The 12,982-nt window shown below is 66.5% G+C and carries 12 protein-coding genes; all 12 read left to right on the forward strand.

Translation table 11 applies throughout. The features are described 5' to 3' along the window. Positions 1-68 precede the first annotated feature (68 nt). The 12 genes from pyrR to metK all read left to right on the forward strand — a co-directional run bounded on the left by pyrR (position 69) and on the right by metK (position 12,980). Positions 69-656, forward strand: coding sequence for a bifunctional pyr operon transcriptional regulator/uracil phosphoribosyltransferase PyrR (pyrR, locus tag NG696_RS02385; protein WP_252565519.1), 588 nt, complete (start codon positions 69-71; stop codon positions 654-656). Next, entirely contained in the window at positions 653-1,696 is a 1,044-nt protein-coding gene (locus NG696_RS02390; protein ID WP_252573822.1) for an aspartate carbamoyltransferase catalytic subunit, read from the forward strand. The genes pyrR and NG696_RS02390 overlap by 4 nt, the downstream gene beginning before the upstream one ends. Then, positions 1,696-3,048, forward strand: a complete 1,353-nt coding sequence (locus tag NG696_RS02395) for a dihydroorotase (protein WP_252565516.1) — start codon at positions 1,696-1,698, stop codon at positions 3,046-3,048. Before NG696_RS02390 ends, NG696_RS02395 begins: the two co-directional genes overlap by 1 nt. Further along, a complete protein-coding gene (locus tag NG696_RS02400; RefSeq protein ID WP_252565513.1) occupies positions 3,048-3,578 on the forward strand; it encodes a PH-like domain-containing protein in 531 nt (176 codons plus the stop codon). Before NG696_RS02395 ends, NG696_RS02400 begins: the two co-directional genes overlap by 1 nt. Continuing rightward, entirely contained in the window at positions 3,559-4,830 is a 1,272-nt protein-coding gene (gene carA / locus NG696_RS02405) for a glutamine-hydrolyzing carbamoyl-phosphate synthase small subunit (RefSeq protein WP_374208660.1), read from the forward strand. The genes NG696_RS02400 and carA overlap by 20 nt, the downstream gene beginning before the upstream one ends. Continuing rightward, positions 4,830-8,174, forward strand: a complete 3,345-nt coding sequence (gene carB, locus NG696_RS02410) for a carbamoyl-phosphate synthase large subunit (protein WP_252565511.1) — start codon at positions 4,830-4,832, stop codon at positions 8,172-8,174. The genes carA and carB overlap by 1 nt, the downstream gene beginning before the upstream one ends. Then, positions 8,167-9,039, forward strand: coding sequence for an orotidine-5'-phosphate decarboxylase (gene pyrF, locus NG696_RS02415; RefSeq protein WP_252565509.1), 873 nt, complete (start codon positions 8,167-8,169; stop codon positions 9,037-9,039). Before carB ends, pyrF begins: the two co-directional genes overlap by 8 nt. Positions 9,040-9,148: 109 nt before the next feature. Next, entirely contained in the window at positions 9,149-9,466 is a 318-nt protein-coding gene (gene mihF, locus NG696_RS02420; protein ID WP_252565589.1) for an integration host factor, actinobacterial type, read from the forward strand. Positions 9,467-9,513: 47 nt separating this feature from the next. Then, positions 9,514-10,086, forward strand: coding sequence for a guanylate kinase (gene gmk / locus NG696_RS02425; RefSeq protein ID WP_252573825.1), 573 nt, complete (start codon positions 9,514-9,516; stop codon positions 10,084-10,086). A 39-nt stretch (positions 10,087-10,125) separates the two neighbouring features. Continuing rightward, entirely contained in the window at positions 10,126-10,386 is a 261-nt protein-coding gene (gene rpoZ / locus NG696_RS02430) for a DNA-directed RNA polymerase subunit omega (protein ID WP_056340218.1), read from the forward strand. 29 nt (positions 10,387-10,415) lie between these two features. Beyond that, a complete protein-coding gene (gene coaBC / locus NG696_RS02435; RefSeq protein ID WP_252565505.1) occupies positions 10,416-11,666 on the forward strand; it encodes a bifunctional phosphopantothenoylcysteine decarboxylase/phosphopantothenate--cysteine ligase CoaBC in 1,251 nt (416 codons plus the stop codon). Positions 11,667-11,744: 78 nt separating this feature from the next. After that, positions 11,745-12,980: a methionine adenosyltransferase gene (gene metK, locus NG696_RS02440; RefSeq protein ID WP_252565503.1), complete on the forward strand. Its 1,236-nt coding sequence runs from the start codon at positions 11,745-11,747 to the stop codon at positions 12,978-12,980. Positions 12,981-12,982 lie beyond the last annotated feature (2 nt).

The following is a 12,982-nucleotide window of genomic DNA, read 5'->3' on the forward strand; positions in this document are numbered from 1 at the left end:
TAATTTTGAAACGCAAATGATCCTTTTTTAATTCCGTCCCGTGAGGCGGGGAAAGGGGAGACGAGAGTTTGACTTCTGTTACAAACGCACCGGTTCCAGCCAGGGTTGTCCTCAACCAGGCGGACATTGACCGTGCACTCACTCGAATCGCCCACGAGATCCTTGAGGCCAACAAAGGGGCCGAGGACCTGGTCCTGCTGGGCATCCCGCGCCGCGGTTACCCGCTGGCCGTCCGCCTCGCACACAAGATTGCAGCCGCGGACCCCAACGTGGACGCCACCGCCATTGTCGGGCAGCTGGACGTCACCATGTTCCGCGATGACCTTTCCCACCAGCCCACCAGGCCGCCGTACCCCACCCAGCTCCCGCGCACGGGAATCGATAACAAGGTTGTGGTGCTCATCGATGATGTCCTGTATTCCGGCCGCACCATCCGTGCCGCCCTTGACGCCATCATCGACCTCGGCCGTCCGCGGATCGTCCGGCTCGCTGTGCTGATCGACCGCGGCCACCGTGAGCTGCCCATCCGGGCCGACCACGTGGGCAAGAACCTGCCCACCTCGTCCGCCGAGAAGGTCCGGGTCCGCCTTGAGGAAACCGACACCGCCGCCGACGGTTCCGTAGTCAACGAAGTAGTTATCGAGGGCGGCGCGTGAGACACCTCCTCTCCACCGAAGACCTCAGCCTGGCCAACGCCATCCGCATCCTCGACACCGCCGAGGAAATGGCTGCCGTAGGGGACCGCGAAGTCAAAAAGCTCCCGGCCCTCCGCGGCCGCACCGTGGTGAACCTCTTCTTCGAAGACTCAACCCGCACGCGGATCTCCTTCGAAGCGGCCGCCAAGAGGCTGTCCGCCGACGTCATCAACTTCGCCGCGAAGGGCTCCTCCGTCTCCAAGGGCGAATCCCTCAAGGACACAGCCCAGACGCTGGCAGCCATGGGCGCGGACGCCGTTGTGATCCGGCACTGGGCCTCGGGTGCGCCGCACCGGCTCGCCGCCACGGACTGGATCGACGCCGCCGTCATCAACGCCGGCGACGGCACCCACGAACACCCCACGCAGGCCCTCCTGGACGCCTTCACCATGCGCCGGCACTGGTCAAAGCTGGCGGGATCCGCCTCGACCGGGTCGGACCTCAAAGGCATGCGCGTAGCCATCGCCGGGGACGTCCTGCACTCCCGCGTGGCCCGCTCCAACGTCTGGCTGCTCCGCACGCTCGGCGCCGAAGTCACACTCGTGGCGCCACCCACCCTGCTGCCCATCGGCGTCGAACACTGGCCGTGCAAGGTCAGCTACGACATGGACGACACCCTGGCGCAGGGTGTGGACGCCGTGATGATGCTGCGCGTGCAGGGCGAGCGGATGAACGCCTCGTTCTTCCCCTCCACCCGCGAATACTCGCGCCGCTGGGGCTTCGATGACAACCGGCTCCGGGCCCTGGACAGCCTGGGACTGAAGGACACCATCATCATGCATCCCGGACCCATGAACCGAGGCCTGGAGATTTCTTCCGCCGCCGCCGACTCACCCCGTTCCACCGTGCTTGCGCAGGTGCGCAACGGCGTCTCGGTCCGGATGGCCACCCTCTATCTGCTGCTCTCCGGGGATACCCGCGAACCAGCCGCCACAGCGGGCGCAGCCCGCACCAATGAAGCGCGTTCAAACGCCGCCCATTCCACCAAGGAGAGCAACTGATGGCAGAGAACAACGGAACCTATCTGATCCGCGGTGCGTCGATCCTGGGCGCCGGGGCCGAGGACCTGCTGATCAGTGGCGGCGTCATCGCCGCCCGGGGCGCAGCCGCTGCCACCCACCAAGACGCCCATGGCGCCACCATCATCGAAGCCGCCGGCCTGGTGGCCCTGCCCGGCATGGTGGACGTGCACACGCACCTGCGCGAACCCGGCCGCGAAGACGCTGAAACCGTCGAAACCGGCACCCGCGCCGCCGCCTTGGGCGGGTTCACCGCGGTCCACGCCATGGCCAACAGCAACCCGGTGGCGGACACCGCCGGTGTGGTGGAACAGGTCCACAGCCTCGGCCGCGCGGCCGGCTGGGTGGACGTCCGTCCTGTCGGCGCCGTGACCGTCGGCCTGGCCGGCGAGCAGCTCGCCGAACTCGGCGCCATGGCAGATTCCCGCGCCCAGGTCCGCATGTTCTCCGACGACGGCATCTGCGTCCACGATCCCGTGCTGATGCGCCGCGCCCTGGAGTACGTCAAAGCCTTCGACGGCGTGGTGGCCCAGCACGCGCAGGAACCCCGCCTTACCGCCGGGGCCCAGATGAACGAGGGCGCCGTCTCCGCCGTCCTGGGACTCACCGGCTGGCCGGCGGTGGCCGAGGAGAGCATCATCGCCCGTGACGTCCTGCTGACGCAGCACGTGAACTCCCGCCTGCACGTCTGCCACGTCTCCACCGCCGGCTCCGTGGAAATCATCCGCTGGGCCAAGGCACGCGGCATCAACGTCACCGCCGAAGTCACCCCGCACCACCTTCTGCTCACCGACGACCTGGTCCGCAGCTACAACCCCGTCTACAAGGTCAACCCGCCGCTGCGGACAGATGCAGATGTACAGGCACTGCGCGCCGGCCTGGCTGACGGCACCATCGACGTGGTGGGCACCGACCACGCCCCGCACCCGAGCGAGCACAAGGAATGCGAGTGGGCACAGGCCGCCATGGGCATGACCGGGCTGGAAACCGCTCTGTCCGTGGTCCAGCACACCATGATCGAAACCGGCCTCATGACCTGGGCCGATTTCGCCCGCGTGACCTCCACCGCGGCGGCGCAGATCGGCCGAGTGGCGGACCAGGGCCGTCCCCTGGACGCCGGCGAACCCGCCAACATGATCCTGGTGGACCCGGCGGCACGCTGGACCGTTGACCCTGCCACGATGGCAACCATGGGCCGCAACTCCCCGTTCGCCGGCCTGGAGCTGCCGGGCAAGGTGGTGTCCACCTTCTACAAGGGCCACCCCACCGTCCTGGACGGAAAGCTCAACACGCCGTACCGCGAACCGGCGGCGTCTGCGGCAGGCGCCTCCTGATGGACACCAAACTACTCACCGGCCTCATCACGACGGTGCTCATCGCTGTTGTCCTGCTGATGATCTGGGTAGGCTGGCGCAACCGACTCAGGCGGCAGGCCGACGTCGGCCGGTTGCCCGACGTGCCCGAGGCGCCCGGGGTGCCCCTCGCCGGGGCCGACGGCCAGTACGTTGCGTCCACCACCGCCGGAGACTGGCTGGACCGGATCGCGGTCCACAGGCTTGGCATCCGGACCAATGCCGTTCTCAGCGTGTACCCGCACGGCGTCCTCTTCGACAGAACGGGTGCCCCGGCGCTCTACATCCCGGCAGGAAGCCTCACCGCCGTCCGGCAGGAAAGCGGAATGGCCGGCAAGTTCGTTGAAAAGGACGGCCTCCTGGTCCTCACCTGGGACCTCGGGACCCACGAACTCGACACGGGTTTCCGGACCCGCCGGGCCGCCGACAAAGACGCCCTCTATGACTCCCTTCAGCAATTGATCGCCGCAGCCCCCCAGGAACATTCCCAGGATCCCCAGAGTGGAAAGTAAGACAGTGACAGAAACAGCGACAGCAAAAGCAGAGACCGCGGCACCAGCAGCCCTTTCCACCACAGTTCCCACACCGGCGGTATTCGTCCTGGAGGACGGCCGGATGTTCCGCGGCACCAGCTACGGCGCGCAGGGTACTGCCCTGGGCGAGGCCGTGTTCGCCACCGGTATGACCGGCTACCAGGAAACCATTACCGATCCTTCCTACGCCCGCCAGCTGGTGGTGCAGACGGCGCCACACATCGGCAACACGGGTGTGAACAGCGACGACGCCGAATCCCGGCGCATCTGGGTGGCCGGCTACATCGTCCGCGACGCCGCTCGCCGCCCCTCCAACTGGCGCTCCGAACGCTCCCTGGACGAGGAACTCATCGAGCAGGGGATCGTCGGCATCCAGGGCGTGGACACCCGCGCCATCACCCGACACCTGCGCGAGCACAAGACCATGCGCGCCGGCATCTTCTCGGGTGCGGCCGCCAAGGCCACGGACAAGGAGCTCCTTGACTCGGTCCTGGCCAGCGCCCCGATGGAAGGCGCCCGCCTGGCCGAGGAAGTCAGCGTCAGCGAAGCCTATGTGGTGGATCCCCAGGACCACGGCTGGGACGGCGAGCCGCGCTTCAGCATTGCCGCGATCGACCTCGGCATCAAGGCCATGACCCCCATCCGCTTCGCCGAGCGCGGCGTCCGGGTCCATGTCCTGCCGGCAACCTCCACCCTCGAGGACGTCAAGGCCGTCAACCCGGACGGCTTCTTTATGTCCAACGGCCCCGGAGACCCCGCCACGGCTGACGCCCAGGTCAAACTGCTGCGCTCCGTCCTGGACGAGAAGCTGCCGTACTTCGGCATCTGCTTCGGCAACCAGATCCTGGGACGCGCCCTGGGCTTCGGCACCTACAAGCTCCGCTACGGCCACCGCGGCATCAACCAGCCCGTCCTGGACCGCCGCACTGGCAAGGTGGAGATCACCTCGCAGAACCACGGCTTCGCCGTGGACGCACCGCTCGACGGCGCCACACAGGCTCCCGAGGAGCGCTACGGCCGTGTCGAGGTCAGCCACATCAGCCTCAACGACGACGTCGTCGAAGGCCTCGCGTGCCTGGACATCCCCGCCTTCTCGGTGCAGTACCACCCGGAAGCCGCAGCCGGCCCGCACGACGCCGCCTACCTGTTTGACCGTTTCATCGACCTGATGGCCGTCACCAAAACCGGCTCAGAGAACACCACCGATTCCAAGACTGAGGACAAGAAGTAATGCCCAAGAGAACTGACCTTAAGAGCGTCCTGGTCATCGGTTCCGGCCCGATCGTCATCGGCCAGGCCGCGGAGTTCGACTACTCCGGCACCCAGGCACTGCGTGTCCTCAAGGAGGAGGGCCTGCGGGTCATCCTGGTGAACTCGAACCCGGCCACCATCATGACGGACCCCGAGTTCGCCGACGCCACCTACATCGAACCCATCACCCCTGAGGTGGTGGAGAAGATCATCGCCAAGGAGCGCCCGGACGCGATCCTGCCCACCCTGGGCGGGCAGACCGCGCTGAACACAGCCATCGCGCTGGACAAGAACGGCGTGCTGGCCAAGTACAACGTGGAACTCATCGGTGCGAACATCGCCGCCATCGAGCTCGGCGAGGACCGCGAAAAGTTCAAGGGCGTGGTGGAACGCTGCGGCGCCGAATCGGCCCGCAGCCACATCATCCACACCATGGACGAGGCCTTCACCGCCGCCGAGGACCTCGGCTACCCCATGGTGGTCCGGCCTTCCTTCACCATGGGCGGCCTCGGCTCGGGCCTGGCCTACAACGAGAATGACCTCCGCCGCATCGTGGGCCAGGGCCTGCAGTACAGCCCCACGTCCGAGGTGCTGCTTGAAGAGAGCATCCTCGGCTGGAAGGAGTACGAGCTTGAGATGATGCGCGACAAAAACGACAACGTCGTGGTGGTCTGCTCCATCGAGAACTTCGACCCCGTGGGCGTGCACACCGGCGACTCCATCACCGTGGCGCCCGCACTGACCCTGACGGACCGCGAATACCAGCGGCTACGCGATATCTCCATCGCCGTCATCCGTGAGGTGGGCGTGGACACCGGCGGCTGCAACATCCAGTTCGCCATCGAGCCGGACACCGGCCGGGTAGTGGTCATCGAGATGAACCCGCGTGTATCCCGGTCCTCCGCCCTGGCGTCCAAGGCCACGGGCTTCGCCATCGCCAAGATCGCCACCAAGCTCTCCCTCGGCTACACGCTGGACGAGATCCCGAACGACATCACGCAGAAGACCCCGGCGTCGTTCGAGCCCACCCTGGACTACGTGGTGGTCAAGGTCCCGCGCTTCGCTTTCGAGAAGTTCCCGGCCGCCGACGACACCCTCACCACCACCATGAAGTCCGTGGGCGAAGCCATGGCCATGGGCCGCAACTTCACCGAGGCCCTGCAGAAGGCGCTGCGCTCCCTTGAGCAGAAGGGATCGCAGCTGGACTTCACCTCCGTCCCCGAGTGGGAAGTCCCGGAGCTGATCGAGAAGGCCAAGCGGCCCACCACCGAACGCCTGCACCAGGTCCAGCGTGCCCTGCTCGGCGGCGCCACCGTGGAACAGCTGTTCGAAGCCACCAAGATCGACCCCTGGTACCTGGACCAGCTCCAGTTGCTCAATGAGATCTCCCATGAGATCCGCCAGGCCGGAGCCCTGACCGTGGAGATGCTCAAGCGCGCCAAGCGCCACGGCTTCTCGGACGAGCAGATCGGTTCCCTCACGCACAACTCCGAAGCCGTGGTCCGCGGTGTGCGGCAGGCGCTCGGGATCCGTCCGGTCTACAAGACGGTGGATACCTGCGCCGCCGAGTTCGCCGCCTACACCCCGTACCACTACTCGTCCTACGACGAGGAGGACGAGATTGCGCTGCACTCCAAGCCGTCCATCCTGATCCTCGGCTCCGGTCCCAACCGCATCGGCCAGGGCATCGAGTTCGATTACTCCTGCGTCCACGCCTCCATGGCGCTGCGCAAGGCCGGCTATGAGACCGTTATGGTCAACTGCAACCCGGAGACCGTCTCGACGGACTATGACGTCTCCACGCGCCTATACTTCGAGCCGCTGACCCTTGAGGACGTCCTCGAGGTCATCGCCGCAGAGGAACGCACCGGCGGCGTGATGGGTGTCTTTGTGCAGCTCGGTGGCCAGACGCCGCTGAAGCTTGCACAGCAGCTGGCCGACGCCGGCGTCCCCATCCTTGGCACGTCACCGGAAGCGATCGACCTCGCCGAGCACCGCGGGGAGTTCTCCCGCGTACTCGACAACGCCGGACTGATCGCCCCGAAGAACGGCACCGCGGTGTCCTTCGAGGACGCAAAGAAAATCGCCGACGAGATTGGCTACCCCGTCCTGGTCCGCCCGTCCTACGTGCTCGGCGGCCGCGGTATGGAAATCGTCTACGACGAGCCGAACCTCTCCCGGTACATCGCCAACGCCACGGAAATTACCCCGGACCACCCGGTGCTGATCGACCGCTTCCTGGAGGACGCCGTCGAAATCGACGTCGACGCGCTCTTCGACGGCACCGACATGTACCTGGGCGGCATCATGGAACACATCGAGGAGGCCGGTATCCACTCCGGCGACTCCGCGTGTGTCCTGCCTCCCATCACCCTGGGCAACAACGTGATCGAGCGTGTCCGCACGGCAACCCGCGCCATCGCCGAGGGCGTGGGCGTCCGCGGCCTGATCAACATCCAGTTCGCGCTGGCCTCGGACGTTCTCTACGTGCTCGAAGCGAACCCGCGTGCCTCCCGCACCGTGCCGTTCGTCTCCAAGGCCACGGGCGTCCAGATGGCCAAGGCCGCCGCGCTGATCGGCACGGGTGTCACCATCCACCAGCTCCGGACCGCCTACAAGATGCTGCCGGAAACCGGTGACGGCTCCACGCTGCCGCTCGACGCTCCGGTCTCGGTCAAGGAAGCCGTGCTTCCGTTCAGCCGCTTCCGCACCCCGGAAGGCAAGGTTGTGGACTCGCTGCTCGGGCCGGAAATGCGGTCCACCGGTGAAGTCATGGGCATCGACAAGCACTTCGACACCGCCTTCGCCAAGAGCCAGGCAGCCGCCAACAATGCCCTGCCCACCGAAGGCAAGATCTTCGTCTCCGTGGCCAACCGGGACAAGCGGGCGGTCATCATGGCCGTCAAGCGCCTCTCGGACCTCGGCTTTGAGATCGTCTCCACCGGCGGCACCGCCGACGTCCTGCGCCGCAACGGCATCCAGGCCAGCACGGTCCGCAAGGTCGCCGAGGGCAGCAGCGCCGAAGGCGAGGGCACCATCGCAGACCTCGTCATCGCCGGCGAGATCGACATGGTCTTCAACACGCCCTCCGGCGGCGAAGCCCGCAGCGACGGCTACGCCCTGCGCGCCGCCGCGACCTCCATCGGCATCCCCTGCATCACCACGGTGGCAGAGTTCAACGCCGCGGTGCAGGCCATCGAGGCCATGCGCACCTACGAGTGGTCAGTGACCAGCCTGCAGGAGCACGCCGCTGCGCTGGTGGCGTCCCAGAAGGCAGCTGCGGAGAACGCGGCGGCCGAGTCTGCGGTTTCGCAGCATGCCTGAGGCCGGTTCCACCTCATCAAGCCCCGCCGGCCGGGAGTCCTTCGGCTCCCGGCTCGGGGCGGCCATGGCGTCCCGCGGGCCGCTGTGCGTGGGTATTGACCCGCACCCGGCACTCCTGAACGACTGGGGACTGGCCGACGACGCCGCAGGGCTGAGGCGGTTCTCGCTGACGGTCCTGGAGGCCGTCGGTTCGCTCGCTGCCGCGGTGAAGCCGCAGGTGGCGCTTTACGAGCGCCACGGCTCGGCCGGGATGGCAGTCCTTGAAGAGGTCCTGGCCGCGGCAGCGCAGGCACAGGTCCTCACCATCGCCGACGCCAAGCGGGGCGATATCGGCTCCACGATGGCTGCCTACGCGGACGCCTGGCTGCGGGACGGCTCGTCCCTGGCGGCCGACTCCGTGACCCTCAGCCCGTACCTGGGGTTTGAGTCGCTCCGCCCGGCCCTTGACCTGGCCGCGGACAACGGCCGCGGCGTTTTTGTCCTGGCGCTGACCTCCAATCCGGAGGGCGCTTCCGTGCAGCATGTGGGCGGAGCCGACTCGGTGGCCCGGCGGATCGTCGAGGCGGCAGCGGCAGAGAACAGCCGTTATGCCGGCAGCCTGGGGTCCGTTGGACTCGTCGTCGGCGCCACCGTGGGATCAGCGTTGACTGACCTGCACCTGGACCTTCCGGCGGTCCGGGGACCGATCCTCGCCCCCGGACTGGGCGCGCAGGGTGCAACCCCTGCGGACCTGCGCCGGACTTTCGGGGCCGCGTACCCGCAGGTCCTGGGGACGTCCAGCAGGGATATCCTGGCTGCCGGTCCAGGGACCCAAGGTCTCCGCAACGCTGCGTTGCGCACGCTTGTTGGGCTCCTCGGCGAATAGGTGCCTAATGGCGGCATCCATTGATTCACCGCCCGCCAAGGGGTAGGTTTCAGGACAAGTCCAATGGCGGTCGCCTTGGACTCAGCCGATGAATCCGGGGGTGTCCTCCATGAGCCTGCGACCCTTATCCGCTTCGGAACGCGCGGCCGCCCTGAACAAGGCGGCCGCCGCCCGGGCCGCCCGGGCGGCCGCGAAAGATCGCCTCAAGAATGGCAAGACATCGGCCGCGGACCTCCTTGACGCCGCCGCAGCGGACGACGCCTTGGCCCGGATGCGCGTGGTGGAGCTGTTGGAGGCTCTGCCGGGTATTGGAAAAGTCAGGGCTGCCGCCATTATGGAGCAGCTGGGCATAGCGGCCTCCCGCCGGCTCCGCGGCCTGGGCATTCACCAGCGCCAGGCGCTGGTAGATTTTATAGACGAGAAATAGGGCGTTCCTAGAGGCGCCCGCACCCAAACTCCGCCGTAAAGGAATACGTGAGCAAGAAACCGGGACTGACAGTCCTCGCTGGTCCGACGGCTGTTGGCAAAGGCACCGTGTCCACCTACATCCGGGACAAGTACCCCGAAGTCTGGCTTTCCGTATCGGCCACCACCCGCGCTCCGCGGCCCGGTGAGCAGGATGGCGTCCACTACTTCTTCAAGTCCAAGGAAGAGTTCGAATCGCTCGTTGCAGCCGGCGAGTTCCTGGAGTGGGCCGTAGTCCACGGCCAGAACACCTACGGCACCCTGCGGAGTTCCGTGGACGAGGCCATCGCCGCCGGCAGGTCCGTCCTGCTGGAGATCGATCTGCAGGGTGCACGCCAGGTCAAGCAGGCCGTTCCTGACGCCCAGTTTGTGTTCCTGGCGCCGCCCAGCTGGGACGAAATGGTCCGCCGACTGGTGGGTCGCGGCACGGAAACTGAGCAGGAGCAGCAGCAGCGGCTGGAAACAGCTAAACTGGAACTTGCCGCTGAACCGGAGTTTAACCACACCGTCATCAATGATGACGTTCGCCGGGCAGCGGACGAGCTTGTTTCACTCATGGGGCTGACCCCGCACCCGCACTAGTAGCCGGTACCAGCCAGCCCGTTAGAATTTGGAGAATTCGTGTCCACGAACCTTGAAGGCATCATCAACCCGCCGATCGACTCACTGCTTAAGGCAGCTGATTCCAAGTACGGCCTGGTGATCTTCGGTGCCAAGCGTGCACGTCAGATCAACGCTTACTACGCCCAGCTGCACGAGGGCCTGTTCGAGTACGTCGGCCCCCTGGTCGACACCAAGCTGAACGAGAAGTCGCTGTCCATCGCCCTGCGCGAAATCAACGAAGGCAAGCTCGTTTCCACGCCGATCGAAGCCGCAGAGTAAGTTCAGACTGCCCTGTTGACGGAGGTCACGTGCGCATAGTCCTCGGAGTCGGGGGAGGGATTGCGGCCTACAAGGTCGCATCGCTCCTCCGGCTTTTTACTGAAGCCGGCCACAATGTCACGGTGATTCCCACTGAGGCAGCCACCCGCTTTGTGGGTGTCGCCACGTGGGAGGCACTGTCCGGGAACCCGGTCAGCAACAGCGTCTTCGACGACGTGCACCAGGTCAACCACGTCAGGCTTGGCCATGAGGCGGACCTCATTGTGGTGGCGCCCGCGACCGCGGACCTGCTGGCGCGCGCGGCCACCGGACAGGCCAACGACCTCCTCACCAACACGCTGCTCATGGCCAGCGGCCCGGTACTCTTTGCCCCCGCCATGCACACGGAGATGTGGCAGCACGCCGCCACCCGCGCCAACGTTGAAACGCTGCGAAGCAGGGGCGTCGCGGTCCTCGAACCGGCCAGCGGCCGGCTCACCGGCACGGACTCCGGTCCCGGCCGCCTGCCTGAGCCCGAAGCAATCTTCGACGCCGCCATGGCACTTGCCCAGGGTCAGTCCGATTACCAGCTTCCGCTGGCCGGGCGGACCGTCACAGTCAGTGCAGGCGGAACCCGGGAACCGCTGGACCCCGTCCGTTTCCTGGGCAACCGGTCCTCTGGTAAACAGGGCGTGGCGCTGGCCGTCGCCGCCCGCAACGCGGGTGCCACGGTTCGCCTGGTCGCCGCCCATATGGAGGTCCCGGCGCCGGCCGGGGTCGACGTGGTGACCGTTGAGACCGCCCTGGAGTTGCGCGAGGCCATGCTGGCAGCCGCGGCGGATTCCGACGTCGTGATCATGGCTGCGGCCGTGGCGGACTTCCGCCCAGCGGAGATCTCCGGCACGAAGATCAAAAAACGTGATGACACCGCTGACCCCGTCATTTCCCTGGTCCGGAACCCGGACATCCTCCAGGAACTGGTCGAGGTCCGGGACCACGCTCCCGAAAACCAGGCCAGCCGCCGCAGCCAACTGATAGTGGGCTTCGCAGCAGAGACCGGTGACGGCCAAGGCGACGTCCTGACCTACGCGGAGGCAAAGCTCAAGCGCAAGGGCTGCGATCTCCTGGTGGTCAACCATGTGGGATCGGACAAGGTCTTTGGCCAGGACAGCAACTCGGTAGTCATCCTTGCCCGCTCCGGCGCCGAACCACAACTGGCCGCCGGAACCAAAACAGAGGTTTCGGCCGCCGTCATCACGCGGATCGGCTATGAGCTGAGCCACGTTTCGCCACGCGCCTGACCGAAAGCCACGCACCGTTTCCTTAGCACGGGGACACACGCCGCCGGACGTCCGATTCCCAACCAGTAAGGTAGTTGAGTGACTTTACCGCTGCACATTCCCCACGCCCACGGGGCCACGCCCTCCGCCCTCCGGCTCTTCACGTCCGAGTCGGTCACTGAAGGCCACCCGGACAAGATCTGCGACCAGATCAGTGACGCCATCCTGGATGCACTTCTCGCCGCGGATCCCGAGTCCCGCGTCGCCGTGGAGACCATGGCCACCACCGGCCTGGTCCATGTAGCCGGTGAGGTCACTACCGACGCCTACGTCGAAATTCCGCAGATCGTCCGGGAAACCATCCTCGGCATCGGCTACGACTCCTCAGCCAACGGGTTTGATGGTGCCCGCTGCGGCGTCTCCGTCTCCATCGGACAGCAGTCCAACGACATCGCCGGGGGTGTCTTCAACTCCCTCGAAGCCCGCGAAGGCCGCCAGGAGGACGACTACGACCTCCAAGGTGCCGGCGACCAGGGCCTGATGTTCGGGTACGCGAGCGACGAAACCCCGTCCTACATGCCGGTGCCGATCTGGATCGCGCACCGCCTGTCCGAACGCCTCACCGAGGTGCGCAAGTCCGGCGAACTGTCCTACCTCCGCCCCGACGGCAAGACCCAGGTCACCATCGGCTACGACAAGGACGTGCCGGTTTCCGTGGAAACCGTCGTCATCTCCAGCCAGCACGCCGCAGGCACTAGCCTGGACCGCCTGCGCGCGGACCTCGCCTCCTTCGTCATTGAGCCCGTTTTAGCTTCAGCCAACCTGGACATTTCCCGGGCTGCCAACATCCTGAACCCGGCAGGCGAGTTTGTCATCGGCGGGCCCGTCGGTGATGCCGGCCTGACCGGGCGCAAGATCATTGTCGATACGTACGGCGGCATGGCCCGCCACGGCGGCGGTGCCTTCTCGGGCAAGGACCCGTCCAAGGTGGACCGTTCCGCGGCCTACGCGATGCGCTGGGTTGCCAAGAACGTCGTGGCGGCCGGACTGGCAAAGCGTGCCGAGATCCAGATTGCCTACGCCATCGGCCAGGCCCGTCCCGTGGGCACGTATGTCGAGACCTTCGGCACCGAGACGGTGGACCCGGCCAGGATCAGCGCCGCCATCGCAGAGATCTTCGACCTCCGCCCGCGTGCCATCATCGACGCCCTGGACCTCAAGCGCCCCATCTACGCCAAGACGGCGGCGCACGGTCACTTCGGCCGTGACGATCCCGACTTCACTTGGGAGCGCCTGGACCGGGTGGAGGACCTGAAGGCCTTCTTCAACGCGTAGGC

This window comes from Pseudarthrobacter cellobiosi (genome assembly GCF_023913755.1).
Lineage (GTDB): Bacteria > Actinomycetota > Actinomycetes > Actinomycetales > Micrococcaceae > Arthrobacter > Arthrobacter cellobiosi.

What these genes read in the sequence shown, in the direction of transcription:
- carB (WP_252565511.1), top strand. Translation starts at nt 4,830, where the DNA reads ATGCCCAAGAGAACTGACCTTAAGAGCGTCCTGGTCATCGGTTCCGGC.
- NG696_RS02400 (WP_252565513.1), top strand. Translation starts at nt 3,048, where the DNA reads ATGGACACCAAACTACTCACCGGCCTCATCACGACGGTGCTCATCGCT.
- mihF (WP_252565589.1), top strand. Translation starts at nt 9,149, where the DNA reads ATGAGCCTGCGACCCTTATCCGCTTCGGAACGCGCGGCCGCCCTGAAC.
- pyrF (WP_252565509.1), top strand. Translation starts at nt 8,167, where the DNA reads ATGCCTGAGGCCGGTTCCACCTCATCAAGCCCCGCCGGCCGGGAGTCC.
- NG696_RS02395 (WP_252565516.1), top strand. Translation starts at nt 1,696, where the DNA reads ATGGCAGAGAACAACGGAACCTATCTGATCCGCGGTGCGTCGATCCTG.